Raw genomic sequence first — 24,842 nt, 5'->3', positions numbered from 1 at the left:
AACCTGATGTTGTAAGCATTTAGATCAGATTGAATACATTTTAAAGTTCTAAATGCTTAAAGTTAAATAATTCTCAAAATGCAATGTAGTCATTTATCTCTGCAATTGAATCGTATTGCCAAAACCATAATTAAAATAAAGATAAAACATGGATTTAGTTAAAGTGATGTAACGAATTTCTGGATAAATATACACAACGCGGTCTGTTTTTTTGCTACATTCGAAGATGTTCTAGACTTCTTTGTTTCACTTTTTTAAAGGATATCGCCTCAACCATGTCGCGCTTTGAAGCTCTACCTGCCTTGACTGACATGATGCTTGATCGTGAGGAAATTCTGGCGATTAAGCGTAATGAGCTTGTGCCTGTACTGGATAATCAATATGGGCTGAATCATTATGCAGATGCTCTGATTCAGGCACAGTCCGTTCTACTGAATGGTGTAGATCCGCACTTGACCCAACAGTTAAGCCAGACCATTGAGCAATTGATTCATGCCTTGGCAGAATCTAAAAAATATCTGAAAAAACGTAAATTTAATGCTCTACAGAAATGGCTGGGCATCGATCTGGATTATGGCTCAAGTCAGGTGGAATATTATCAACGGCTGGACCGTTTGCTGGATCAGGCCGATCACTTAAGCCGTAAATTGCAGATTGAAATTCAGAAATCGCAGTCACGTTTTCAGCAGCTTTTGGGGTTGCGCGAACAGATGGCCAAGCACATTGTCGCAGCAGACGAGTTTCTGTCTGAATATCCGCTATTCGTCAAAAACCAGCATCCCTTGGATAATTTTTCAGAACGCCTCTCCAAGAAAATTAATACCTTACGTACCTTGCAAAGCAGTAATGACATCGCCATTACCCAGATGCAGCTTTCGCAGCAGCTTTCCTTTAGCCTGCTGGATCGCTTTAAGGAAGCACAGCAGGTCTTGATTCCGGCCTGGCAATATCATGTCAAACAAAGCCAGACGAAACACTCGACAAGTGATCTGGAAAAACTTGATAATAGCCGTGAGAGTCTGATTAAAACGTTAAAAAAATCCCTCGAGAAACCCTCGAAAACATAACAATATAAGGTGAACTATGACCAAGTCTGATTTAGTAAATTTACCTGTTGAAAGCTCGAATGAACTGGTCGAACAAAAATTCCAGCAAATGGACCTGAAAGAACTGGGCTTACAGCCTGCTGACTTTCAGGAGGTGCTGGCTGCACGTAAAGAGTTGCAGAACATGAGTCATAACAGCGTGGCTGAATATGGCAAAAATATTGCGACCAAAACTTCGACCTATACCGATGAATTACTGAATCTGGTGCAAAATAGAGATCTGGATGCGACAGGACAGAAGCTGAATCAGGTGGTACAGGTGGCTCAGCAGCTGAATACCAGCAGTATTCTCAATAAAAAGAAAAGTTCGGGTTTTTTTGGCAATATCATTAGCAAATTCAAAGGTGCGAAAGATAACTTTGATGCGCATTTCAATACCACTAAAGAGCAGCTAGATGTACTGGTGAAAGAGATTGAAACCTCGCAATCCGGTTTGAAAGCACGTGTTGATACCCTGGATAAAATGTTTGACGGGGTACAGGATGAATATAAACAGCTCGGGGTACATATCGCCGCAGGACGTTTACGCGAACAGGAGCTGCAACAGGAAATTTCCGCTTTAGCCGCCTTGCCGCAAGATCAGAGCACCACCCAGAAAATTTATGACCTGAACCATCTGGCCAATAATCTGGAAAAACGTGTCAGTGATTTACAGGTACTGCAGCAATCTGCGATGCAGACCTTGCCAATGATCCGGATTATCCAGTCGAATAACCTGATGCTGGTTGACAAGTTCTATGCGATCAAAAACATTACTTTACCGGCGTGGAAAAATCAGATCAGTCTCGCAATTTCATTGAGCGAACAGAAGAACAGTGTACAGCTGGCCAATACCATTGATGATGCCACCAATGAGCTGCTGCGCCGTAATGCTGAACTGTTACATCAGAACTCGGTCGATACTGCTAAAGCCAACCAGCGCTCGGTGATTGACATCGAAACGCTTGAACATGTGCAAAATACCCTCATTAAAACTGTAAATGATGTGATTCAGATCCAGAAAGAAGGTGTACAAAAACGCACAGAAGCAACCGTGCGTTTGAAAGCTCTGCAAGATAATCTGAATCATTTGGTGATTGAATCAAGTACCAGTGGATCCACGCCCAACTAAATCAGGTAGGGCCAAAATCTGAAAGAAGGAGTAGAGATTGCCGCCCTTAGATGAATACGCCGTTAAGCCTCAGGACATCAAGCAGGGGGTAGTTGCACTCAAGAAACGTCAACGCAATTTGATGCTATTGGGTTTGACTACTTCTACCATATTTATAGCCTCATTGATCAGCCTATTTTTCCAGCAGGAACTGGTCTATGGCTTTTTTGGCCTGAGTACCCAAGTACAGCAATTGCATTTACCGGTCAGTGTAGATGCCACACTGGCCAGCATTGGTGATAGTCCGGATTATTTTTTTAGTTTGCTGAGCTGGTTTGGCTGGCTGATTATTAAAATTTTTGCCTCTTTTATCGGCGCATTTTTTGTGATTGGCTTACTGAAAAAGTTGCGTTTCTTTTATGTACGCTTTCAGTCTTTTGTGCTGAAATTTGTCGCTTGGCTGATTGCTTTTATCGTGATCTGGTCAGGATTGACTTACTGGCAGCATGATCTACGTAATGATCGGGATGATGCTTATCAGCAAGTAGTGTATTACGACAGCAATATCAATGACAGTGAAATCGCCCGTTATCTGGCTGATTCAGAGATTGCAGCACCGGTGAAATCTTATTTACTGGCGCAAACGGCATTGCTGCATAAGCCTCAAGATTTATCTGCCGCAAAACCTTATGTTTTAAATTTGGTTGAAGCAGAAAAACAGGATCCTAAATTTGAACAATATGGTTTCAAGCCTGAACAAATTTGGACCATGCAGCAACAGGTCTATGGTCAAGCCATGACACCAGTCGCCAAGAGTGTAAATACGCAGGTACAACAGGCGGATCAGTTAAGTCAGATCACGAATCTGGTTATTATTGGTGTTGCTATTTTATCGGCACTACTTAGCCTAATCTTGTTTTTCTTGGCCAACTCAATCAAGGGTCGTTCTCTGCGTATCGAACAGCGGATTCATTAATTTCCCAAAATGCTCCTGAATAGGGTAATGCTGATCAGTTAAGGAATTTAGAAATAGACTCTTTAGCTTTTCAGTCGTTTATGAAAGAGTCTTAACTTTTTAAATCAAATACTTGCAATATCACTTGTTACTTTGGTTTCGCCCAAAGTAACCAAAAGCATTTGTCATCCGCAAAACTCGTCAGCCACTATCCCTTAGTAAATTTGTCGCAAAAACAATCATTTTTTAATGTAGTCCTGCCTCAAACAGTTGCGGATGACTTTGCTACCTATCAAATATAATCTTGAATTTAAAAAAAATGCCAGTCAATTGCTTAACTGACTGGCCTGGCATTACCTGAACAGGGAGCATTTTTTGATGGAATTTCAACGCTATTTTTAAGACAACCTATTCAACTTGCTCTATATAGCCCAAAAATAAAAACAAGGCAGCATAAAGTCTATAACTGGATTAATAATCTAAAATACCGATCAATAAAATAAAAACAAACTGTTTTACCTATTTATTCAATTCATTTAATATCCTGTTATCAAATAAACATTTACTCCTTTGGAGACGTTAGCAATGTTAGACCAAAATACTTCAGCTCAACTTAAAACCTTATTAGAACGCCTGGAAGGCCCAATTGAACTGGTCGCCACTCTGGATAGTTCTGACAAATCAGCCAAAATCCAAGAACTGGTGTCCGAGGTTGCTGCACTGTCTGATCTGGTGACTGCACGCTTTGACGGGACCAATGCACGTGCGCCAAGTTTCGGGATTGCCAAGGCCGGTGAAGAGCCACGGGTGTTCTTTGCAGGCTTGCCAATGGGCCATGAGTTCACTTCGCTGATTCTGGCATTGCTGCAAACCTCAGGTTATGCACCAAAAGTCTCGGATGAAGTACTGGCAAATATCAAGAGCCTGGGGGTTCAATCTAATTTCGATGTATTTGTATCGTTAAGCTGCCATAACTGTCCGGATGTGGTTCAGGCACTCAACCTGATTGCCATCTATAACCCGGGCACTACAGCGACCATGATTGATGGGGCTTTCTTCCAGGAAGAAGTAGAAGAACGCAAAATCATGGCGGTTCCGATGGTGTTCCAGGATAACCAGCATATAGGTCAGGGTCGTATGACGCTGGAAGAAATCATTGCCAAGTTGGATAGCAATGCCGCTACCAAAGATGCTAAAAAGCTGAATGCCAAAGACGCCTTTGATGTCCTGGTGATTGGTGGTGGACCTGCTGGGAATACCTCTGCAATCTATGCAGCACGTAAAGGCATTAAAACCGGGATCGTGGCTGAACGTATGGGCGGTCAGGTCATGGATACCATGGACATCGAAAACTTTACGTCTGTACAAAAAACTCAAGGTCCGAAGTTTGCAGCGGAAATGGAAGCCCACGTGCGTGAATATGGTGTCGACATCATGAACCTGCAACGTGTGTCTGATATCAAAGGGGCAGACGAAACGGCCAATGGTCTGGTGGAAGTGACTTTAGCGAATGGTGCCAAACTGGAATCGAAAACTGTAATTCTGTCGACCGGTGCACGCTGGAGAGAGATGAATGTTCCAGGTGAGCAGGAATACAAAACCCGTGGTGTAGCCTACTGTCCGCACTGTGATGGCCCACTGTTCAAAGGCAAACGTGTCGCGGTGATTGGCGGTGGTAACTCGGGTGTTGAAGCCGCGATTGATCTGGCAGGGATTGTAGAGCATGTCACCCTGGTGGAGTTTGATACCAAATTGCGTGCGGATCAGGTGTTGCAAGACAAGCTGAACAGCTTGCCGAATACCACCGTGATCAAGAATGCCTTGTCGACTGAAGTGCTGGGTGATGGTTCACAGGTGACCGGTCTGAAATATAAAGACCGTGCGACTGATGAAGAGCATACGGTAGAACTTGCGGGGATCTTCGTGCAGATCGGTTTGTTGCCAAACACGGATTTCCTGAAAGAAACAGCTGTTGAGCTAACCAACCGTGGCGAGATTGTGATTAACGACCGCAACGAAACCAATGTCAAAGGTGTATTTGCAGCGGGTGACTGTACCACAGTGCCGTACAAGCAGATCATCATTGCCACCGGTGAAGGTGCCAAGGCGTCACTGTCTGCTTTTGATTACATCATCCGTTCAGGACAATAAAAAAATAGCACCTGGGTTCCCCAAAACCGAGGTGCTATATCTTATCAATACATTATTATCGCTTTATAGGAACTCAGGACGCTAACACCCGAGTTCCTTTTTTTATATTTATTATTGGAACAGCCAAAAGTGTCCCCACGCACTTTCAGCTGTTCCTTTCCTCTGCACAGTTTTTGTTTTCAACCCTTATTTTTATACTTTCCCCAAGGTTGTTTTTATATAAAGCAATGTTTATTCCATCGCTTCATTTTTAAGATTTAAATAAGTTCAAACCCTTAAATTTTTCCAGTAATTGTTCTTGTGTTTCCCGATACTCCGGATGTGGAACAATGCATTCAATCGGACAGACATCTACACAGGTCTGATGCTCATAAAAACCGACGCATTCTGTACAACGGTTCACATCAATTTCATAAACTTTCGCACCCTCATAAATCGCGTCATTTGGGCATTCCGGTAAACACATATCGCAATTGATGCATTTGTCGGTAATTAGTAGTGCCATATTTAACTCGCTTGATAAGCCAGTGAAGATGCCGAAATATCCATAGTCGAGCTTGGCAGATTACGAATCAGCAGGGCATATTGCATATCAACATCTGCCGGAACTGGAATCTCAACGATATGACCTGAACCTTTGGCGTCTTCGATCAGATTACCTTTTTTGTCTTTCATTTCGGTTAAATTGAAAGTGATATTGCCTTTAGTCGTCATCAGTTCGAGTGAGTCACCGACGATAAAACGGTTTTTCACATCGATCTTGATGTAATCTCCATTGCGCTCCAGTACTTCACCACAGAAAATTTGATGATCAAAACTGGAAGAACCATGTTCATAATTCTGATATTCACTATGCACATGGCGGCGTAGAAAACCTTCGGTATAACCACGATTCGCTAAGCCTTCCAATTGTGTCATCAGTGACGGATCAAAAGGTTTACCCGCAAGCGCATCATCAATCGCTTTACGGTAAATTTGAGCAGTACGGGCGCAATAGAAATAAGACTTGGTACGGCCTTCGATTTTCAGTGAATGCACACCCACTTTAGTTAAGCGCTCTACATGCTGGACTGCACGCAGATCTTTCGAGTTCATAAAATAAGTGCCGTGTTCATCTTCTTCTGCGGCAAACATATCTTCATCATTCCGCTGCAATAACACAGGCTCATCAAACTGATGTTGTTCTTGCATGTGTTGTTCGTCGGCATCTTTGGAGCAGCAGCCTGAATCCAGATTTTTCACTGGAATCACATCACCGGTTTCATCTTCCTTAGCATCCAGCACTTTATATTCCCAGCGGCAGGCATTGGTGCAGGCACCCTGATTGGCATCACGTTTGTTCATATAGCCTGACAGCATGCAACGGCCAGAATAGGCCATGCACAGTGCACCATGAACAAAGACTTCAATCTCCATATCGGGCACTTGCTGTTTGATTTCTGCAATTTCTTCAATCGACAATTCACGTGACAGAATCACGCGGGTCAGGCCCATATTTTTCCAGAATTTCACGGTTGCCCAGTTCACGGCATTGGCCTGAACAGACAAGTGAATATCCATCTCTGGAAAATGTTCACGCACCAGCATGATCAGACCTGGATCGGACATGATCAACGCATCTGGCTGCATCGCCACTACAGGCGCTAAATCACGAATAAAATTTTTCAGCTTGGAGTTATGTGGCTGGATATTGACCACCACATAGAACTTTTTGCCGAGTTCATGTGCTTCTTTAATGCCAATGGCGAGATTGTCATGGTCAAATTCATTATTCCGAACCCGCAAGCTATAACGCGGCTGACCGGCATAGACTGCATCTGCACCATAAGCAAAGGCATAGCGCATATTTTTCAGTGAGCCAGCAGGTGAGAGAAGTTCGGTAACAGTGGTAATGCTCATGATCAAATCGAAAGACATATAAAAAGTACGGTTTTATTCTAATCATCTGGAATTTGGATTCAACCTAGTAAATCACTCGGAAATACGCCATTTTGAGGTAAAACAAAGTTTTATTTTAAGTAGAGAATCCTCCATAAAATGTCTTCAACATTCAATCATTTTCAGGGTTTTCAAGCGTTTTTAAAATCTGGCAATGATCAATGGTGGTCGGGGTATTGCAACTTTCTCTCAGTGTGATCAGTTGCTGTTCAAATATCTGTAATTCTTTAATTTTATTTGAAATATCCGAAAGATGTTGATCAATCAGCTGGTTGACGGCATAGCACTCCTGCTCAGGATTTTGTTCAAGTTGAATCAGGGTTTCAATCTCTTTTAACGACATGTCCAAGGCCCGACAACGCTTGATAAAAAGCAGTCTTTTTAATGCGTCTTCACCATAATAACGATACTGATTACTTGCTCGAAAATTCGGCTGAATAAAGCCTTTTTTCTCATAAAAACGTAAGGTATCGGTGCTTAGACCAGTCTTTTTGGCCATTTCTGAAATCAAATAAACTGACATATCGTCCTCATGCTTGACCTTGGAGTTAGTCCATAGTTTCTAATCAATTTATCGTATTTTAGATAAAAAATCATCGGGGGAGTTATATGGCCTGTAGTTGTAGTCCTGAACCGGCACCCATCAAGCCCAACAGCAAATTTAGAGCAGCGCTATGGATTGCCTTGCTGGTAAACTTCACTTTATTTGTAGTGGAGCTGATCGGTGGTGCATATGCACATTCATCAGCCTTGTGGGCAGACGCGCTAGATTTCTTTGGTGATGCCGTCAATTACGGGATTTCTTTGGCTGTACTTGGTGCGAGTCTGTATTGGCGGGCAACAGTCGCTTTGGTAAAGGGAATGACCATGGCATTGTTTGGTCTGGTAGTGATTGGCAAAGTGATTTACGCCTATCTGCAAGGCATTCCACCTGAAGCACTGACAATGGGCCTGATTGGTGTACTGGCCTTAGTAGCGAATGTATTTACAGCAGCAATTCTTTATGCTTTTCGTGAAGGTGATTCCAATATGCGGTCGGTCTGGCTCTGTAGTCGCAATGATGCAATTGGCAACTTTGCGGTCATTTTGGCAGCCGTAGGCGTATTTGGTACAGGCAGTCTTTGGCCGGATGTTATTGTGGCTGTAATTATCGCTACACTCGGCATCACATCAGGTTATCAAGTGATTAAGCAGTCTCTGGAAGAAAGATCACTTAAACATAAATCCAGCTAATTTTTATATTTAAAGCTGTCCTGCAGGGCAGCTTTTTATTTATTTCCATTTTTATAATATTTGAAAAATAAAGCTTTACAAATAAACAAATTAAATTAGAATCTCTGGCGAAATTCAGAAAATATACATAAATTTTAATAATTTAGTTTTTTGCATCGTGCGAGGGTTAATGTGAATTTAATTAAAATTTTTTCAATATTGGCAATATCGGGGCTAGCCGCTTGTAGTTCCAAAGTCGTGACTTATGATGCAACAGGAAAAATCATCGGTTCATGTATGGCGACGCGTGGCCTACTTTCGACCGCAAGTGCACATTGTAGTGGTTCAGGCGATGCCTTAGGTGTGAATTACAATACGCCAGATGCGAATACAGGCCTGTTACCAACGCCACCAAGTCAAAATCAGATTAATTTAAAACCGTAAATAATAAAGGGGAATATCATGAAATTATCAGCACTTATTGCACTTGTAGCGACTGTTGTATTGACGGGCTGTGCATCGTCAGTAACTACATTTGACTCTCATGGCCGTATGATTGGTTCATGTAAAGCGCAAACGGGTTTCATCATTGCAGGTGGCGCAGGCTGTTCAGGTTCTGCAAACCAGGAAGGTCGCGATCGTTAATTATTTAGTGATGGTTCCAATAAAAAACCGGACTTAAAAGTCCGGTTTTTTAGTTTAGCAAATCTTATTTTTCTACGAATGCACGTTCAATCACGTAGTCACCTAGAACGCCCATTTTTGGAGATTCTTTCAGACCGTGTTGGTCAAGAAGCGCAGCAACGTCATCTAGGAATGCCGGGCTACCACATAACATGGCACGGTCAGTTTCCGGGTTGAAACGTGGCAGACCGATTTTTTCAAACAGTTCGCCGGTTTCAATCGCAGTGGTTACACGACCTTGATTTGGATATTCTTCACGGGTTACGGTTGGGTAATATACCAATTTTTCTTTCGCGCCGAGTTCAGAGAAGAATTCATGATTCGGCACTTCATTCAGGATCAAATCTTGATAAGCCAGTTCTGAAATGAAACGGGTACCGTGAACCACGATGATTTTTTCAAAACGCTCGTAAGTTTCTGGATCGCGAATAGTCGACAGGAACGGTGCAAGACCAGTACCAGAAGAAAGCAGATACAAATTCTTACCTGGGTTTAAGTCATCAAGTACCAGTGTACCTGTTGGCTTTTTAGACACCAAAATGTCATCGCCGACTTTGACTTTCTGTAAAATCGAAGTCAGTGGACCATCCGGCACTTTAATTGAGAAAAACTCTAACTCTTCTTCGTAGTTGGCGCTTGCAATTGAATATGCGCGCATTAACGGCTTGCCATTGACTTCAAGGCCGATCATTACAAACTGACCGTTTTTAAAACGCAAAGCAGTGTCACGAGTCGTTTTAAAAGAGAATAAAGTATCATTCCAGTGGTGGACGTGAGTAATCTTTTCGACGTTAAAAGCAGCCATTAAAGGTCTCAATAAATTATCAAATTAGAACAGCTTGCTATTCTAATCTAAATTCATTCTCGATAAACTGAATATATTTAATTGAGCTTATCAAAAAAAGTGATGATGACTGAACTTGCGCTGCCGATTATTGGTTATATGCGTTCTCCCTATAAAGAAAAATTTGGTATTCCTCGTCAGCCGAATCTGGTTCAGGTCGAAAGCTATATCGAAATGGTCGGACCTTATAATGACCTGCTCGCCTTTGAGGGAATTGAAGAATTCAGTCATCTTTGGCTGGTCTGGCAATTTCATGACAATAAAAACCAGCACAACAGCCAGTTTCGTCCACAAGTGCGTCCACCGCGTTTGGGCGGTAACAAGAAAATAGGCGTGTTTGCTACGCGCAGCATGTATCGTCCATCACCGATAGGTTTATCTGTGGTCAAACTCCAAGAAGTGAAAAAGGTGGGCAAGCATGTTCGGGTGTATGTGACAGGGAGTGATTTGCTGGATGGCACGCCGATTTTCGATATCAAACCTTATATTCAATATTCGGATGCCATCATTGAAGCACAAAGCGGTTATGCACAGGATGAACCACCACGTAAAACCGTCATTTGGAGCGATGAAGCGGAGCAGCAAAAGCAACAATTACTAGGAAATGGAAAAATTTCTGTGCAGACTATTCAGGAACTGGAAGCTGTCTTATCTTTAGATCCAAGACCTGCATATCAGGAAGATGAAGAACGGGTATATGGGATGAAGTTTGCAAATGTTGATATCCATTTCAAAATTCATGCTCAGCAAGTGCTAATTGTTGCTATCCAGCATATTCCTTCCTAGATTATAGGTTCCACCACAAAACCCCAATCAACACTGCCATATGCAAAATCTGCACAGGCGCAAAATAAAGGACAAACTTCCAGCCACCGGTCAAAGCTGCATTGGCTGACTTGGCCAGGGCATGAGCACCCAGACCTAAAAGCAGGGCATAAATCAGACGCATATTTGAAGGATCGCCTTGAACGACGACACTGGCCATCGCGGCATGAATCTCGAATAAAGAGGCGAGCAAGGTCCCGGCCAGTAAGCCGGCATCCCCGAGCCAGACCTCCAGTCCGTAAACTCCAGCCTGAATCAATGTTAATGTGACTGCAATAATCACAGCTTCTTTTAAGCTGAACATCTGGCTGTCTGACGATTCCATGCTCGGCGCAGGTTTTGCCTTGCGCAATAATAAAAATGCACAGGCTGCCAGAAGGATTACGGCAACTAAAGAGGGCAAGAGCAGGATTTTAAGCCAGCTCCAGGATACGCCCCCGATCACAATCAATAGCAACACAATAGTCGAGATACAGGACATCAGCGCGGCACCGGCATTCGATCGTGCATCCATTTCACCTTTACGGACCTGTAAGCCCAACTGAGCGATGGTCGCCGTACTGGAAACAAAACCGGAAGCGATGGAGGACAGCATCAGGGCATTTTTAGTCGAGAAAAAGCGTTTCGCAATATGAGCCAGAGCTTGTACCACTAAAATTAAGGTCAGTAATTTGAGAATAAGATAAGGATTAAGCACTTCGCCCCAAAAAGGCCGGTCAGGGGTAAGCGGCAGACCAATCAAAATCAAGGCCAGTAATAATAGTCCATCCCTGAATTCGGCTTCTTTAATCCATTTTCCGGCAATATTGTGCATGGTATGTTTGGCCATCAAAATACCGGTTAAGAGCACAGAAAGACCGGCTGCCAGAGGAATATTCCATAAACACATGGCGCCAATAAAATAGGTCATCACAAATGCAAGCTCTGTGGTAATGCCCGGGTCATCTGGCTGATTTTTTATGGATAAAATGACCATGCCACCCACGATCAAAGCACCTATTACAGCAATCACGATTCCAAACAGGAAACACAGTGCGCCCAATAAAGCACAGATCGCAAAGGAACGTAAGCCGGCAAAACTCGGTTGCTGCTCACGTTGTTTATGCCGTTCCCGCTCCAGACCAATCAATAGGCCGCAGCCCAATGCCGAGGTGAGTATCGTGAGCAGTTCATGAAAAGAATGCGCATGCAGGGGAACCGCAGTCAAATCCATCTGTGACCTCAGCAAGCTAAGAGTTGATTATTTAAAAATATATGTGATGAGATCAGGTTTGCATAGATCAAAAATGTTGCAGTAGTGATCAAATCCATTCTTTACTTTCTTTTTGAGATTGAAATAGAAACGTACATTCGATAGGTCGGGAGCATGCGAAAAACTGTAAAAACTTGTTATAGTGGAGGCAAGTTTGGGGACTGATAATAATGAAATTTGACTTTGAAATGGATACGGCTTGGTGTCTAGACCAACTCTTTAAAGACGGTAAAATCAGTGAACGCGACCGAATGCTGGTACAAACCACTCATCGGCAACGTGAACAATTAAAATGGCACCCTTTACAGTGGATTGCTAATTTTAATCTGGTCGATCAGTCCCATCCTCAAACAACACTGACTCTGAACCGTTTATGTCAGTGGCTGGCAGAAAAAACCGGATTGATGTTCTATATCATTGATCCGCTTAAAGCTGATGTACAGGCATTGACCCATGTCATGTCGCAGGAATATGCACAGCGCAACCATATTTTGGCAGTGGAAATTCAGGCAGACAAAGTTCTGATTGCTACAGATCAGCCTTATAAAACTGAATGGATGTCGAATCTCGAGCAGAATATTGCACCAAAAAAAATACAACGGGTATTACTGAATCCAGAACAATTACAACGTTATATTACTGAATACTATCAAGTCAGTCGTGCAGTTAGTGGTTCACAAAAATCGTCTGCCTATGACCGGGAAAATAAGGGCGTCGAAGCCTTGCTGCAACTGGGCGATTCCCAGAATCCGGATGCCAATGACCAGCATATTGTCAAACTGGTGGACTGGGTGCTGCAATTTGCTTTTGAACAAGGTGCCAGTGATATTCATATGGAACCACGTAAAGACACCGGCAAGATCCGTTTCCGGATTGATGGGGTGCTGCATACGATTTACAACATGCCGGCCAATACATTGACCGCCGTCATTTCCCGAATCAAGATTCTGGGCCGGATGAATGTGGCGGAAAAACGTAAGCCACAGGATGGTCGCCTGAAAACCCGGACACCTAAAGGACAGGAAACTGAACTGCGTCTGTCGACCTTGCCGACCGCCTTTGGTGAAAAACTGGTGATGCGTATTTTCGATCCGGAAGTGCTGGTGAGAAGCTTCCAGCAACTTGGTTTTGAAGGCCATTTGCTCAATGACTGGAATAATCTCACCAGTCACAGTCATGGTATTATTCTGGTGACCGGCCCAACCGGTTCCGGTAAAACTACTACGCTTTATTCAACCTTGAAGCAGCTGGCGACTGAACAGGTCAACGTCTGTACCATTGAAGACCCGATCGAGATGCTGGAACCCAGCTTTAACCAAATGCAGGTCAATAATGGTATCGATCTTGGCTTCGCTGACGGCGTGCGCGCACTGATGCGTCAAGATCCGGACATTATCATGGTCGGGGAGATCCGTGATCAGGACACTGCCAATATGGCGATTCAGGCCGCATTGACCGGTCACCTGGTTCTCTCAACTTTACATACCAACGATGCGCCGTCGAGTCTGACCCGTCTGCATGATCTGGGCGTACAGCCATTTTTGACAGCAGCAACCATCTTGGGTGTTCTGGCTCAACGTCTGGTACGTAAGCTGTGTCCGCACTGCAAACAGGAAAGCTTCCTGAATGAACAGGAATGGCAGCATCTAGCTACGGATTATCCTTTGCCGCGACCGGAATTTGTCTTTAAGGCGGTGGGCTGCGAAGAATGCCGGCATACCGGCTATAAAGGCCGTATCGGGATTTATGAGTTTATGCCATTGAGTCTGACCACCAAACAGCTGATTGGTGCCGATGCCAACCTGAACCAGCTGCGTCAGCAGGCTAAAAAAGAAGGGGTAGAGCCGCTCAGAATTGCCGGGGCACGCAAGATTCTGGAAGGTGTGACCACGCTTGAAGAAGTCCTGAGAGTTGTGCCCTTAAATTAATTTTGAAAATGAAGCAATCTTAAGATTCAATTCATCTTCGGCTGTTTTAATAGCATCATCGAAACAAGGCAAGACTTTAAAGAGGTAATTGCGATGAAAATGATGATAAATACGGTTTTGGCAGCTGCATTGATGGGTTCTATCGCGACGGCTACGATAGCAAGTAGCGACACTGCTGTGAATCAGGCTGCTTTTGCTAAATCGACCACAGTCAAACAGGCACTGGCCATGAAAGATGACAGTAAGGTTCAGCTTAAAGGTTATGTCGTGAAAGCGGTCGGTGATGAAAAATACCAGTTCCGAGACAGCACAGGAACTATTACTGTTGAGATTGATGATGAACTTTGGCAAGGCAAACCGATTTCAGCCAAAACACCGGTAATCATCACAGGTGAAATCGACATTGATTATAAACCGGCAAAACGTGTTGAAATTGAGGTTGATCAGGTTCGTTTCTAATATCGCCTGATTTGCTGAAATCAATTTGAACACAGCGACAAAAAACCACATGCAAGTTACCAAAAAGCATGTGGTTTTTTTGAGTCTGGAACTTTTTCAAGGCAAGATAGAACAAGGAAGCAAACGGAGCAGAATATGCGTATTCTTTTGGCGGAAGATGATCAGTCTCAGGCAGACAGTATCCAGACTTGGCTGGAAATGGACGGTTATGTGATTGATCGGGTAGAGCGTGGTGATCATGCGATCCTAGCGATTGAGCAGCATAAATATGACTGTATTCTGCTGGATCGTGGCCTGCCGAATGCCACTGGAGATGACATTCTGAAAATTTTGCGCAGCCAACATCAAGATACGCCGGTGATTTTTATTACGGCCAAAGACAGTATTGATGACCGGGTTGAAGGTCTGGATTTAGGCGCGAATGATTATCTGGTCAAACCTTTTAGTCTGGAAGAACTTTCGGCCCGAGTTCGTGCCCAACTCAGACAGAAACAGCAAACACCGAATCATATCCTGCAATGGCAGGATCTCAGTCTGGACACTCAAGCCAAGACCCTAACTAAAGAAGGTCAAGCTGTGAATCTGACTGCGAAGGAATTTCAAATTCTATACAAGCTGATGCAGCAGCCTGAACATATTGTCACCCGTGAACAGCTAGAAGAATCGCTGTACGCTTGGGGTGATGAAATTGAAAGTAATGCCATTGAAGTATTTATCTATCAGCTGCGTAAAAAAATCGGCAGCCAGATGATCAAGACTATTCGCGGTCTGGGCTATCGCATGCATAAGGCTGAGGCTTAACCCCATGTCGGCTGCTATTTCCCTGCAAACCCGGCTAATTAAACATGCGCTGTTCAGTTCCATCTTGGCCGGAATATTGGCCTGGCTGCTGTTATTGGGAATTTCCAGTTATCAGGCCAGTCAGCTGCATGATGAATTAATGCAGCAGATTTCTGAGTTGCTGCTTGGCGATGTCACCCAGGCCAAAGGCACCCAGGTGGATGAGCTCAGTGAACAGTTTGATATCCAGTATGCCTTGTTGCTGGATCAGCAGGTACTGACAACTTCGATTGATGATGAATTAATTAATACCATTCCAAAAGCACGGAACAACGGCTTCCAGTTTGCTTATGAGAATGGTCGTTTTATCCGGATACTGACTGCGGAAGATGACGACCTTCAGGTCAAAATCGTACAGCCACTTTCAGTACGTTTCGATGAACTCTGGCAAACTACTTTGGGCTTTGCCGGGATCTTATTCACTTTATGGCTAGTGCAATGGCTGATTCTAAGGGTCTCGGTCAAACGCCAGTTACGGCCATTAAACAAGATTTCGCGTGCCATTGGTTCCAAGACTGCTCAGGATCTGAGTCCTATTAAAACACCTGACCCTGAAATCACTGAACTGCAACCGATCATTCGTCAGCTGAATGCCATGCTCGGCCGGCTGGAGAAATCACTGGCTGCTGAACAGCGTTTTACTGCAGATGCTTCACATGAGCTGCGTTCGCCACTGTCTGCGATTCAAATGCGTCTACAGGTTTTAAAACGCAAATATCAAGATGATGCACAGCTCCCTCAGGCATTACAGTTGATCCAAAATGATGTCAACCGCGGCACGCAGGTACTGGAAAATTTACTTTTACTGGCACGACTCGATCCGGAGCGAACAGGGCAATTAGCAACGCAAACGATTAATCTTAAGAATCTGGTTCAGGAGGCTTTGCAGGCCTTGCAGCCTTTTGCAGAAGAAAAAGACATTCATTGGAATCTAAAACTTGAGGATGCTGTGATCGAAGCGAATCCAGAACTGATTTTTAGTTGTATTCGCAATCTGGTCGACAATGCGATCCGTTATACGCCGCAACAGGGACAGGTCGAGATCCGAACAGTTATTGAGCAGCATCAGATACAGTTACTGATTGAAAACTCAGGAGAGGGGATTGCTGATGAGGTACTGGAACGTTTAGGTGAACGTTTTTATCGGGCTTTGGGTACGCGAACTCAGGGTTCAGGTCTAGGTCTGTCCATTTGCCAGAAAATTATGGCACTGCATGCAGCTAAAATTGACTATGCGCCGTCGGACTTGGGTGGACTTAAAGTGTCATTGAGTTTTGAGCCTGATGGCAAAATCTCATGATTAGAAGATTAAAAAGCAGTATGCGCTGATTCATACTGCTGCTTCCCACGTTTGTTATTATTAGAACTGATTTAATTATTTGGTCAGAATAAGACGGTTATTGCGGGTCAGACGCAAGCGGTATTCTTCGCCGGCATGCATGATCCGGATTTCACGACCCAGTGCAAACAGATTGTTGGAGTGCAGCATTGGCAAGGCATGGTGAGTATCATTGTTACGGGTGAATAGGCTAAATGGGGCGTTCATTCCGTCGACTCCGTGGTGTGTTTTGGATTGATTTAAATGATAATCATTATCGAATAGATCTGTCAACGAAATATTGAGCAATTTATAAAAAACTCTAATTTGCTTACAATCTGTAAAACTTTAACGGTTCTGTACATCATGACTAAAGCTACGATTCATGTCGCAATTGCGCTTTTATTTTATCAAAATCAGGTTCTCGTCGGCTGGCGTGAGGCCAAGCAGCATCAGGGTAATAAATATGAATTTCCAGGCGGAAAAGTTGAACAGGGCGAATTACCAGTCGAGGCATGTCGCCGCGAAGTGATGGAAGAGGTCGGCGTTGATATCGAATGCTGGCATGCCTCTGATTTTATCTCCCATGAATATGAAGATCTCATTGTCAATTTGCATATTTTCCATGCTTCAGTACAGCCTGCTCAACTGGCTGAAATCAAACAGCCCTGGCGCTGGTACAGTCGGGAAGAACTTGGACAGCTGAATTTTCCGAAAGCCAATCAGTCCATGATCCAAAAGCTGCAATGGCCGCAGCGCATCAAGATAGCTGAAGATCTGGATATTTTATCAAGTCTGGATACAGATCAAATGTTGTATTGGCGCGTGGAAGCAACGCCTGAATGGATCATGCAATTACAGCAATATCCGGTAGATCAACTCTCCAAGTTAATCATTAATCAGCAGCTTTGGTCACAACTGAATGAATTGCAGCAGCAGACGATTTGCACGATTCATCTAAAACAGAATCAACTGATGAACTTGAAACAAAGTGAATTGAAATCTGGCTATCGTTATCTAGCGGCTTGTCATGACCTGACCGCTTTAATGCATGCAGAACAGATCGGCTGTGAAGCGGCTTTACTGAGTCCGGTACTAGCGACCGCAACGCATCCGGACACACCTGCGCTAGGCTGGGAGCAATTCAAGCAAATGGCAGAGCAGGTACAGATTCCGGTTTTTGCTTTGGGCGGAATGAAAGCTGAAGAACTCGATTATGCAAAAAGCCAGCATGCTTATGGCATTGCCGGCATTCGCTATATTTAAACACTTTATTTAGAAAATAAACTTTCTATTGGTAAGTCAGTTTCTATAGAAAATTATCTTAAAGCTTTTTCAGTGCCTGTTGAGCTTGCTGAATCGCTTTGGCATTTTTCCGCAACTGAGCAGATTTAAGGCGCACTTGCCAAAGCTGCTTTTTCATGACACTAGATTGTGCATAACTCAGGCCACGTAAGGCAAAAGCATCGGCGCTTGCTGGCTGATTTTTACGGTTGGCGATCATGCCCAAGTATAAATAGGTTTCTGGTGCCTGAGGGGCCAGTCGCTGTGCCTGAGTTGCAGCAGCTTCAGCTTGAGCAAATTGCTGCTTGGTATAGGCCTGCTGGGTTTGCTGCATCAGACTCTTGAAGGCCGGCAGATTACGTCCATCATCAAACTTTTGGCTTTTCGGCTTCTGTTCAGGAATGACAATTTTCTGACGTTTGATGTCAGGACGGTCATAAGGCGTAATCACAACGCCGTCTGGTGTTTTTGCCTTAGGTTTTTCCGTCGCAGGCTTGGCAGGGCTAACTGGCTTTTCTGGCTCAGAGATACTTTGGCAGCCCACCAGACTGAGGATGAGCAAACCAGGGAGGATTTTTCTTAACATAAACATAAACATAAACTCAATTAATGGCTATAACTTCCACTGGCGATAATACGGGTTTCGCTCTCAAGATCGCGTTCTATTTCTGTTTCACTTTCTTGTATGTAGCGACTCATATCATCCTGTTCAGCATCAGATGGCGCAGGTTCTGAATCAATATCATAAGGTTCCGTCACATAGTGCGAGATGCCGCAGGCAGTCGCCTGATTTGGCAGGGCATGACGCGAAATCGGGATATACATGGCGCCTTCACAGCCTTGTGCAGACAATAAACCAGTATAACGATCCAGCCAATGCCATTCGATTTCATTCGGCTGTGGCAGATTCACCGGTTTCTGGCGCAACTGTTTCATGACATTGGTCCAAACGGGCAGGGCACCTGAAGAACCGGTTAAGCCAGTGACTTTGTTGTCATCCAGACCGAGCCAAACCACGGTCATATAATTACCTGAGTATCCGGCAAACCATGAGTCACGGCTGTCATTCGTAGTACCGGACTTACCAGCAAGATTCAGACTGCGTGGTAAGCTGTTATAGGCTGCACGACCTGTACCATTCGACATGACCTGTTGTAAGCCATAATTCAGGGCATAAGCAGAAGCTGGATCAATGGTCGGTTGTACACTCAGGCTATAACGATCCAGAGAGCGGCCGTTGGCATCCACCACAGAGCGGATGGCTTTGGTTGGGTATTTAAAGCCGCCTGTAGCAAAGTTGCCGTAAATATTCATCACTTCCATCGGGGACATATCTACCGCACCCAAGTAAATCGATGGATAAGATGGAATATCTGAGGTCACACCAAATTTTTTCAGATGATTAATAAAGGTGGACAGACCAAATTCTTGTGCTAAACGCACAGTGGACAGGTTATAAGATTGCGATAAGGCTTGTGACATTGGAATGACACCATGTCCGCGACCACTATAGTTTTTCGGCGTCCAGGTTTTGCCATCACTCTTGATGCTGATTTCACTGTCTTCAATTGGGCTTGCCCAGTGATAACGGTTCGATTCCAGGGCACTCAGGTAGATCACCGGTTTTAGCAGGGAACCGACTTGACGCTTGGCATCGACTGCACGGTTAAAGCCGGTAAAATCTTGAGTCGAACCCACCGCGGCCACCAGCTCACCATTTTCCGGATGCGATACCAATACTGCGCCCTGTAAATCTTTCAGGCGACCTGGATTGGATTTACTTAAACGCGCCACCGTCTCTTTAAAGCTGTCCTGAATTCTGGTTTGGGCTAAAGGATCTAAAGTGGTGAAAATTCGCAGACCCTGATTGGTCAGATCGGTTTCCTGATAATCTGTGCGTAATTGACGACGTACGATATCCAGAAAATCCGGGAAGCGGGCAGGGCCTAAAGTCGGTTTGGAAATGACATTTAACGGACGTGCGGTTTCTTTTTCATATTGTTCCTGAGTCAGATAGCCCATCACCAGCATATTATTCAGAACGATATCACGACGTTTTTTCGCACTTTCAGGATTGCGCCATGGATTATATAGGCTTGGACCTTGGACTAAACCCACCAGAAATGCTTGCTGGGAAATATTCAGTTCACGCAGTGGCAGGCCAAAATAAAACTGCGATGCCAGACCATAACCATTAATGGAGTAGTTACCATTCTGGCCCAGATTTACCTCATTCAGATAAGCTTCCAGAATTTCATTTTTGTCATAATGCAATTCAATCAGCATCGCCATAAAGGCTTCATTCACTTTACGTTTTAAAGTGCGCTCAGGGGTCAAATAGAAATTTTTAACCAATTGCTGGGTCAAGGTTGAACCACCCTGACGTTTACCACCGGTAATATTGCTGACCACGGCACGTGCAATACCACGCGGTGAAACCCCATGATGCTCATAGAACTTACGATCTTCGGTCGCGATCAGCGCTTCGATCAAGGGCTTAGGCACTTTATTTAGCTTAATCAGCACACGGTCTTCGTTATGTTGCGGATAAATCCCGCCTATTAATAAAGGTTCTAAACGCGCAATCCCGCTTGAAGAGGGTTTGGTCGCGCTGACTTCTGCAATCTGTTCACCGCTGAAACTGACTTTCAATATTTGTTCCGGTTCAACCCGGTCACCAAAATCAAAGCCGCGTGTATGCACATACAGGGTATTGCCAGTGCTGACAAAGTTGCCTGATTTAGTATAACTATCCGAATTTTTATAACCGAGTAATTTTAATTCTTGTTGGAAATCCTGCAGGCTGACTGGGGCATTCACGTACACTTCCATCGGACGTGCGAAGACCTTGGCCGGAATATCCCAGCGCTGACCTTCAAACTTGTCGCGTACAATATTGTCTAATCTAATCAAATAGATACTAAATGCTACAAAGATAGAAATGACAATAATAGAAAAAATTAAGGCAAGAAACCCCATGCCACGTTCAGATTTCATAAATACTTATAAGATCCTGTGAAATTGTGCTAATCATGCGAAGCTTTTCATTATTTTGCAATATTTAATCAAGAAATGCGCTTAAAATTAAAATGAAACCCCACAATTTCTCCTTAATTCGAATATATTTCAAATAATTTCCTACCTATGAAGCACTGTTATAAATTGTCATCCAGGTATAGCTTAATGTTATGATAAGCAGGATTCGTAGCGGAGCGACGACACTGGTGCAAATTTCCCATAAGACCTTTCGAAATATCGGGTTAATAGGACGTCCTGATAAATCGTCGGTGGTTGAAACCTTATGCCTTATTCACGATCATCTTCTCAATTTAGGCCTACACCCAGTTTTTGATGCAGCGACAGCTGAACTTGTTCCCTATCAAAATACCCAAACCGTCAGTCGTGCCTTATTGGGTGAGGTGGTGGATCTGGTGATTGTCGTGGGCGGTGACGGCTCGCTATTACATGCAGCACGCGCCTTGGTCAAGTACAATACCCCGGTGATCGGGGTTAACCGTGGTCGTCTGGGTTTTTTAACGGATATCAAGCCGACTGAAGTGATATTCAAGCTGGATCAGGTATTAAAGGGTGACTTTCAGACTGAGCGACGCTTTTTACTCGAAGTCGAAATTCGCTCCAAAGGTGAAGTGATTTACGATGCCATTGCTCTAAATGATGTGGTGCTACATTCAGGGAAATCGGTACATATGATCGATTTTGAACTGAATATTGATGGACAATATGTCTATCGTCAGCACAGCGATGGCCTGATAGTCTCTACGCCGACTGGTTCTACGGCTTATGCGCTTTCTGGTGGTGGCCCGATTGTACATCCAAGTATGGATGCGATTGCCTTGGTACCGATGCATCCGCATACCTTGTCTTCACGCCCGATTGTGGTCGGTGGACATAGTGAAATTAAATTACTGATTCGTGAAAATCGCGTACTGCCGATGGTTAGTGCGGATGGACAACACAGTGTGTCTTTGAATGTGGGTGATAGCGTCCATATTCGCAAGCATCCCTTTAAACTGAATCTTCTGCATCCACCGGGTTATGACTTTTATAATGCCTGTCGAACCAAACTGGGGTGGAATCAGGACTTTGATTATTTTAAGCAGGATTAAATCATGAATATTGAACAAATGCTTGCCGTACTCAATCCTGAGATTGTTGAACGCCTAAGAACAGCAGTCGAAATTGGAAAGTGGCCAAACGGTGTAGCCTTGACACCAGAACAACGTCAGACCTGTATGCAGGCAGTGTATGCCTGGGAAATGAAAAACCTGCCTGAAAATGAGCGCAGCGGTTATATCGATCGCGGTACTAAAGAAGAGGGTGAAGAGTGTGATGATGATCATCACAAGAATGAACCTGAATTCAAGCCGATTCGTTTTGTTTAAGGCTTAATTCCCAGCCAATAGCAATACAATTAAAAAAAGCATTGTTCATTCACTGAACAATGCTTTTTTCTTTTGCACAAGATTAAACCGTGTGGCGATTCGCCCATAAGATTTTGGCTTTTTGCATCGCAGCTTCAAAGCTGTCACACACGCCCATGGTATATAGCGCAATGCCCATAGTTTCTATCACTGCAATCTCGCCATAATCATGGCTTTGCTGACCGTCCCAGACAGCCTTAAATAGCGCCAGATCCAGTTCTTCTTCAATTGGACTGCGGTTGTCAGTGAGCTTTGGCAATTCATGCTCATAGAGCAGGCCATCTTTAATGCCACAGATGAGCGTTTTGGCATCCGGATTACGCTCGAATTCGCCCCCTTCACCTTTAATCACGGCACTATTTTTATAGCCTAAGCGGAAAGCCGCTTGCTGATGCGAACCACGATACGCTGGATGGAAAATTGCTTGCAGGGTCGCTTTGGCATTAAACGGATTGATCAGACGCGCCAGCGTATGAATCGGGGAGCGTAACCCCATGACATTACGCAGCGCAATCAAGTCTGCAAGAATCGGAGAAATCACTTCTAGCGGAATATAGGCAAAATGCTGTTGTTGCAGTTGCTGTTCAACCTCGGCATCATTTTGACAGATTGGATAGCCTAAGTAAGTCAGCACCTGTTCGGTGTAAACACGGTTCATGGTATGGCCTGAGGCACCATGCATCACAATATTATAACCATGCTTGGCCAGCGTCAGCGCTGCCAGAATAAACCATGGATAATGTTTGCGCTTGCCCGCATAGGACGACCAATCCAGATCGACATCCAGTTTTTTGAAACTCAGCTGGTCACGTGTCGCCTGTACGAAACCGGCCAACTCATCTACAGATTCTTCCTTGACCCGCAATAACATCAAGAATGCACCTAACTGCACATCCAGCACTTCATTTTTCAAAATCATACTGAAGGCTTGATAGGCTTCATCATAGCTGAGGGAGCGGGCGCCATTTTTCCCTTTACCCACAATGCGTACATATTGGGCAAAGGGATGTTCGAAATCTTTATAGATATTTCTTTTGGTATTCATAACTTTTTACAGCTTGCAGAAAATATTAATGTCAAGGGAGAGGGTGAAAATCCATAAACCTTTCAGTATACGTAAAACAATCAGTTAAATCTGATTATCGACTAATGTCTAATCCAATATTGATTAAAAAGCAAACAAGCGCATAATAAGTTATGCACATTTAGTATGAATATTCGGTAAAATTTAGGCAATTTTTAGAGTCTGTTTAATTTTTCTTAATCTCTTTCTCCCATTTAATACTTTGGTCTGATACTGAGTGTCAGATTCAATGCATGGCTGATTATCATTTTGAACATTCTCTTGAGCCTTTTGATATTTGATCCGGTTCACCCTGAGAAGGGATGAAGAGGTCAGTATATTTCTCAAAATGGTCTTTCTTATTTTTGATATCGTTCAAGTAGATTTATTATGGCGAAACAACCAATTTATAAGTCACTGTATTTTCAAGTGATTGTGGCCATTATCGCAGGTATTCTGGTCGGGCATTTTTCGCCTAGTGGTACGCAAATTGTCAATGGCGTAGAACAACATGTCCCTGGCTTGGGCGAACAGCTTAAACCGCTTGGTGATGCATTTATCCGTCTGATTAAAATGATCATCGCACCTGTGATTTTCTGTACCGTAGTGAGCGGTATTGCGGGTATGGAAAGCATGAAATCAGTGGGTAAAACTGGTGGTGTTGCTTTACTTTACTTCGAGATCGTATCTACGATTGCTTTGGTCATCGGTCTGGTCGTGATTAACATCGTGAAGCCTGGTGTGGGCATGAACGTTGATCCTGCTTCACTGGATACCAGTGGCATCAGTAAATATGTTGCTTCAGGTGAGTCACAATCGACTATCGACTTCCTGATGAACATTATTCCAAATACGGTTGTGGGCGCATTTGCAGAAGGCGAAATCCTGCAAGTTCTATTGTTCGCGATTATCTTTGGTTTTGCGCTGCATAAGCTAGGTGATCAAGGCAAGCCAGTCCTGAAACTCATTGACCAGATTTCACATGTATTCTTCAACATCGTGAATATGGTGATGAAACTTGCTCCAATTGGTGCATTTGGTGCAATGGCGTTTACAATTGGTAAATATGGTATTGGTTCTCTTGCTCAGCTGGCACAGTTGATCATTTGTTTCTATGTTACCTGCGTACTGTTTATTTTCATCGTATTGGGCTCAATTGCGCGTTTCGCAGGGTTCAGCATCATGAAGATGATCCGCCTGATTCGCGAAGAACTTCTGATTGTACTGGGGACGTCATCTTCAGAATCAGTACTGCCACGTATGTTGAAGAAACTGGAACTTGCCGGTGCTGAAAAATCAGTGGTAGGCCTGGTAATTCCAACTGGTTATTCATTTAACCTGGATGGTACGTCGATTTACTTGACGATGGCTGCGATCTTCATTGCACAAGCGACCAATACACAACTTGATTTGTCTCATCAAATTACGCTGCTTCTGGTACTGAACAGATA

24 protein-coding genes and 1 pseudogene are annotated in these 24,842 nt (G+C 43.9%); 16 read left to right on the top strand and 9 right to left on the bottom strand.

From position 1 onward, the window contains the following. Positions 1–275: 275 nt before the first annotated feature. From F995_RS04280 to ahpF, 4 genes are all read left to right on the top strand, one after another. A complete protein-coding gene (locus tag F995_RS04280; RefSeq protein WP_004645592.1) occupies positions 276–1,067 on the top strand; it encodes a hypothetical protein in 792 nt (263 codons plus the stop codon). Between the two features lie 16 nt (positions 1,068–1,083). Further along, the gene (locus tag F995_RS04275) at positions 1,084–2,217 is read left to right on the top strand and encodes a toxic anion resistance protein (RefSeq protein WP_004645591.1); all 1,134 of its coding nucleotides are present in this window, start codon (positions 1,084–1,086) and stop codon (positions 2,215–2,217) included. A 37-nt stretch (positions 2,218–2,254) separates the two neighbouring features. Then, positions 2,255–3,172 (top strand): hypothetical protein, encoded by a 918-nt coding sequence (locus tag F995_RS04270; protein ID WP_004645590.1) that lies wholly within the window; start codon positions 2,255–2,257, stop codon positions 3,170–3,172. Between the two features lie 564 nt (positions 3,173–3,736). After that, positions 3,737–5,302, top strand: a complete 1,566-nt coding sequence (gene ahpF / locus F995_RS04265; protein WP_004645589.1) for an alkyl hydroperoxide reductase subunit F — start codon at positions 3,737–3,739, stop codon at positions 5,300–5,302. A gap of 250 nt (positions 5,303–5,552) precedes the next feature. Here the strand turns inward: ahpF and F995_RS04260 are convergent, their stop codons facing one another. The 3 genes from F995_RS04260 to F995_RS04250 all read right to left on the bottom strand — a co-directional run bounded on the left by F995_RS04260 (position 5,553) and on the right by F995_RS04250 (position 7,763). Next, on the bottom strand, positions 5,553–5,807 hold the full coding sequence (locus F995_RS04260) for a YfhL family 4Fe-4S dicluster ferredoxin (protein WP_004645588.1): 255 nt from the start codon (positions 5,805–5,807) through the stop codon (positions 5,553–5,555). Positions 5,808–5,809: 2 nt separating this feature from the next. Continuing rightward, positions 5,810–7,219: a prephenate-dependent tRNA uridine(34) hydroxylase TrhP gene (gene yegQ / locus F995_RS04255; protein WP_004645587.1), complete on the bottom strand. Its 1,410-nt coding sequence runs from the start codon at positions 7,217–7,219 to the stop codon at positions 5,810–5,812. A 133-nt stretch (positions 7,220–7,352) separates the two neighbouring features. Then, positions 7,353–7,763, bottom strand: coding sequence for a Cd(II)/Pb(II)-responsive transcriptional regulator (locus F995_RS04250; protein WP_004645586.1), 411 nt, complete (start codon positions 7,761–7,763; stop codon positions 7,353–7,355). An 86-nt stretch (positions 7,764–7,849) separates the two neighbouring features. On the opposite strand from F995_RS04250, the gene F995_RS04245 reads away from it, so the two are divergent. The 3 genes from F995_RS04245 to F995_RS04235 all read left to right on the top strand — a co-directional run bounded on the left by F995_RS04245 (position 7,850) and on the right by F995_RS04235 (position 9,097). Continuing rightward, entirely contained in the window at positions 7,850–8,473 is a 624-nt protein-coding gene (locus F995_RS04245; RefSeq protein WP_004645585.1) for a cation efflux transmembrane domain-containing protein, read from the top strand. Positions 8,474–8,644: 171 nt separating this feature from the next. Further along, positions 8,645–8,896 carry a hypothetical protein gene (locus F995_RS04240; protein WP_004279009.1) on the top strand — a complete coding sequence of 84 codons (252 nt, stop codon included), beginning with the start codon at positions 8,645–8,647 and terminating at the stop codon, positions 8,894–8,896. Between the two features lie 18 nt (positions 8,897–8,914). Beyond that, positions 8,915–9,097: a YgdI/YgdR family lipoprotein gene (locus F995_RS04235; protein WP_004279008.1), complete on the top strand. Its 183-nt coding sequence runs from the start codon at positions 8,915–8,917 to the stop codon at positions 9,095–9,097. Between the two features lie 64 nt (positions 9,098–9,161). On the opposite strand, the gene F995_RS04230 is transcribed toward F995_RS04235, so the two are convergent. Continuing rightward, the gene (locus F995_RS04230; protein WP_004279005.1) at positions 9,162–9,941 is read right to left on the bottom strand and encodes a ferredoxin--NADP reductase; all 780 of its coding nucleotides are present in this window, start codon (positions 9,939–9,941) and stop codon (positions 9,162–9,164) included. Between the two features lie 105 nt (positions 9,942–10,046). Between F995_RS04230 and tsaA the strand changes: the two genes are divergently transcribed. Beyond that, positions 10,047–10,766: a tRNA (N6-threonylcarbamoyladenosine(37)-N6)-methyltransferase TrmO gene (gene tsaA, locus F995_RS04225; protein WP_004645584.1), complete on the top strand. Its 720-nt coding sequence runs from the start codon at positions 10,047–10,049 to the stop codon at positions 10,764–10,766. Between the two features lies 1 nt (position 10,767). Here tsaA and F995_RS04220 read toward each other — a convergent pair whose 3' ends face one another. Then, the gene (locus F995_RS04220; RefSeq protein ID WP_004645583.1) at positions 10,768–12,018 is read right to left on the bottom strand and encodes an MgtC/SapB family protein; all 1,251 of its coding nucleotides are present in this window, start codon (positions 12,016–12,018) and stop codon (positions 10,768–10,770) included. Positions 12,019–12,227: 209 nt separating this feature from the next. Between F995_RS04220 and F995_RS04215 the strand changes: the two genes are divergently transcribed. The 4 genes from F995_RS04215 to F995_RS04200 all read left to right on the top strand — a co-directional run bounded on the left by F995_RS04215 (position 12,228) and on the right by F995_RS04200 (position 16,584). Beyond that, positions 12,228–13,985 carry a type IV pilus assembly ATPase TfpB gene (locus F995_RS04215; protein ID WP_004645582.1) on the top strand — a complete coding sequence of 586 codons (1,758 nt, stop codon included), beginning with the start codon at positions 12,228–12,230 and terminating at the stop codon, positions 13,983–13,985. A gap of 93 nt (positions 13,986–14,078) precedes the next feature. Further along, on the top strand, positions 14,079–14,444 hold the full coding sequence (locus tag F995_RS04210) for a NirD/YgiW/YdeI family stress tolerance protein (protein WP_004645581.1): 366 nt from the start codon (positions 14,079–14,081) through the stop codon (positions 14,442–14,444). Positions 14,445–14,579: 135 nt separating this feature from the next. Continuing rightward, positions 14,580–15,245 carry a response regulator transcription factor gene (locus F995_RS04205; RefSeq protein WP_004645580.1) on the top strand — a complete coding sequence of 222 codons (666 nt, stop codon included), beginning with the start codon at positions 14,580–14,582 and terminating at the stop codon, positions 15,243–15,245. A 4-nt stretch (positions 15,246–15,249) separates the two neighbouring features. Further along, positions 15,250–16,584, top strand: coding sequence for an ATP-binding protein (locus F995_RS04200; protein ID WP_004645579.1), 1,335 nt, complete (start codon positions 15,250–15,252; stop codon positions 16,582–16,584). 75 nt (positions 16,585–16,659) lie between these two features. Here F995_RS04200 and hemP read toward each other — a convergent pair whose 3' ends face one another. Continuing rightward, the gene (gene hemP, locus F995_RS04195; protein WP_004645578.1) at positions 16,660–16,830 is read right to left on the bottom strand and encodes a hemin uptake protein HemP; all 171 of its coding nucleotides are present in this window, start codon (positions 16,828–16,830) and stop codon (positions 16,660–16,662) included. A gap of 138 nt (positions 16,831–16,968) precedes the next feature. Here hemP and F995_RS04190 point away from each other — a divergent pair, with 138 nt between their 5' ends. Next, the gene (locus tag F995_RS04190) at positions 16,969–17,868 is read left to right on the top strand and encodes an NUDIX domain-containing protein (RefSeq protein ID WP_004645577.1); all 900 of its coding nucleotides are present in this window, start codon (positions 16,969–16,971) and stop codon (positions 17,866–17,868) included. Positions 17,869–17,926: 58 nt separating this feature from the next. On the opposite strand, the gene F995_RS04185 is transcribed toward F995_RS04190, so the two are convergent. Both F995_RS04185 and mrcB read right to left on the bottom strand, forming a co-directional pair. Then, positions 17,927–18,472 (bottom strand): hypothetical protein, encoded by a 546-nt coding sequence (locus F995_RS04185; protein ID WP_026055721.1) that lies wholly within the window; start codon positions 18,470–18,472, stop codon positions 17,927–17,929. Between the two features lie 20 nt (positions 18,473–18,492). Next, positions 18,493–20,883: a penicillin-binding protein 1B gene (gene mrcB / locus F995_RS04180; protein WP_004645575.1), complete on the bottom strand. Its 2,391-nt coding sequence runs from the start codon at positions 20,881–20,883 to the stop codon at positions 18,493–18,495. A gap of 191 nt (positions 20,884–21,074) precedes the next feature. Here mrcB and F995_RS04175 point away from each other — a divergent pair, with 191 nt between their 5' ends. Further along, positions 21,075–22,013: an NAD(+) kinase gene (locus F995_RS04175; RefSeq protein ID WP_004645573.1), complete on the top strand. Its 939-nt coding sequence runs from the start codon at positions 21,075–21,077 to the stop codon at positions 22,011–22,013. Positions 22,014–22,016: 3 nt separating this feature from the next. Then, positions 22,017–22,289 (top strand): YeaC family protein, encoded by a 273-nt coding sequence (locus F995_RS04170; RefSeq protein ID WP_004278992.1) that lies wholly within the window; start codon positions 22,017–22,019, stop codon positions 22,287–22,289. Between the two features lie 82 nt (positions 22,290–22,371). Here F995_RS04170 and F995_RS04165 read toward each other — a convergent pair whose 3' ends face one another. Next, positions 22,372–23,373, bottom strand: a complete 1,002-nt coding sequence (locus tag F995_RS04165; RefSeq protein WP_004645572.1) for a glycosyl transferase family protein — start codon at positions 23,371–23,373, stop codon at positions 22,372–22,374. Between the two features lie 408 nt (positions 23,374–23,781). On the opposite strand from F995_RS04165, the pseudogene dctA reads away from it, so the two are divergent. Further along, a pseudogene (gene dctA, locus F995_RS04160) lies at positions 23,782–24,834 on the top strand (C4-dicarboxylate transporter DctA); the annotation flags it as partial. Between the last annotated feature and the right edge of the window lie 8 nt (positions 24,835–24,842).

This window comes from Acinetobacter sp. CIP A162 (assembly GCF_000367905.1).
In the GTDB taxonomy this organism is placed as follows: Bacteria; Pseudomonadota; Gammaproteobacteria; order Pseudomonadales; family Moraxellaceae; genus Acinetobacter; species Acinetobacter lwoffii.
The sequence above is the reverse complement of the archived record's forward strand: the minus strand, read 5'-3'. Positions and strand labels throughout refer to the sequence as shown.

Coding starts and splice junctions, on each gene's coding strand:
- F995_RS04230 (WP_004279005.1), bottom strand. CDS start 9,941: ATGGCTGCTTTTAACGTCGAAAAGATTACTCACGTCCACCACTGGAAT.
- F995_RS04170 (WP_004278992.1), top strand. CDS start 22,017: ATGAATATTGAACAAATGCTTGCCGTACTCAATCCTGAGATTGTTGAA.
- ahpF (WP_004645589.1), top strand. CDS start 3,737: ATGTTAGACCAAAATACTTCAGCTCAACTTAAAACCTTATTAGAACGC.
- F995_RS04165 (WP_004645572.1), bottom strand. CDS start 23,373: ATGAATACCAAAAGAAATATCTATAAAGATTTCGAACATCCCTTTGCC.
- yegQ (WP_004645587.1), bottom strand. CDS start 7,219: ATGTCTTTCGATTTGATCATGAGCATTACCACTGTTACCGAACTTCTC.
- F995_RS04245 (WP_004645585.1), top strand. CDS start 7,850: ATGGCCTGTAGTTGTAGTCCTGAACCGGCACCCATCAAGCCCAACAGC.
- F995_RS04275 (WP_004645591.1), top strand. CDS start 1,084: ATGACCAAGTCTGATTTAGTAAATTTACCTGTTGAAAGCTCGAATGAA.
- hemP (WP_004645578.1), bottom strand. CDS start 16,830: ATGAACGCCCCATTTAGCCTATTCACCCGTAACAATGATACTCACCAT.
- F995_RS04205 (WP_004645580.1), top strand. CDS start 14,580: ATGCGTATTCTTTTGGCGGAAGATGATCAGTCTCAGGCAGACAGTATC.
- F995_RS04235 (WP_004279008.1), top strand. CDS start 8,915: ATGAAATTATCAGCACTTATTGCACTTGTAGCGACTGTTGTATTGACG.
- F995_RS04215 (WP_004645582.1), top strand. CDS start 12,228: ATGAAATTTGACTTTGAAATGGATACGGCTTGGTGTCTAGACCAACTC.
- F995_RS04250 (WP_004645586.1), bottom strand. CDS start 7,763: ATGTCAGTTTATTTGATTTCAGAAATGGCCAAAAAGACTGGTCTAAGC.
- F995_RS04210 (WP_004645581.1), top strand. CDS start 14,079: ATGAAAATGATGATAAATACGGTTTTGGCAGCTGCATTGATGGGTTCT.
- F995_RS04175 (WP_004645573.1), top strand. CDS start 21,075: ATGATAAGCAGGATTCGTAGCGGAGCGACGACACTGGTGCAAATTTCC.
- tsaA (WP_004645584.1), top strand. CDS start 10,047: ATGACTGAACTTGCGCTGCCGATTATTGGTTATATGCGTTCTCCCTAT.
- mrcB (WP_004645575.1), bottom strand. CDS start 20,883: ATGAAATCTGAACGTGGCATGGGGTTTCTTGCCTTAATTTTTTCTATT.
- F995_RS04185 (WP_026055721.1), bottom strand. CDS start 18,472: ATGTTAAGAAAAATCCTCCCTGGTTTGCTCATCCTCAGTCTGGTGGGC.
- F995_RS04220 (WP_004645583.1), bottom strand. CDS start 12,018: ATGGATTTGACTGCGGTTCCCCTGCATGCGCATTCTTTTCATGAACTG.
- F995_RS04280 (WP_004645592.1), top strand. CDS start 276: ATGTCGCGCTTTGAAGCTCTACCTGCCTTGACTGACATGATGCTTGAT.
- F995_RS04200 (WP_004645579.1), top strand. CDS start 15,250: ATGTCGGCTGCTATTTCCCTGCAAACCCGGCTAATTAAACATGCGCTG.
- F995_RS04190 (WP_004645577.1), top strand. CDS start 16,969: ATGACTAAAGCTACGATTCATGTCGCAATTGCGCTTTTATTTTATCAA.
- F995_RS04260 (WP_004645588.1), bottom strand. CDS start 5,807: ATGGCACTACTAATTACCGACAAATGCATCAATTGCGATATGTGTTTA.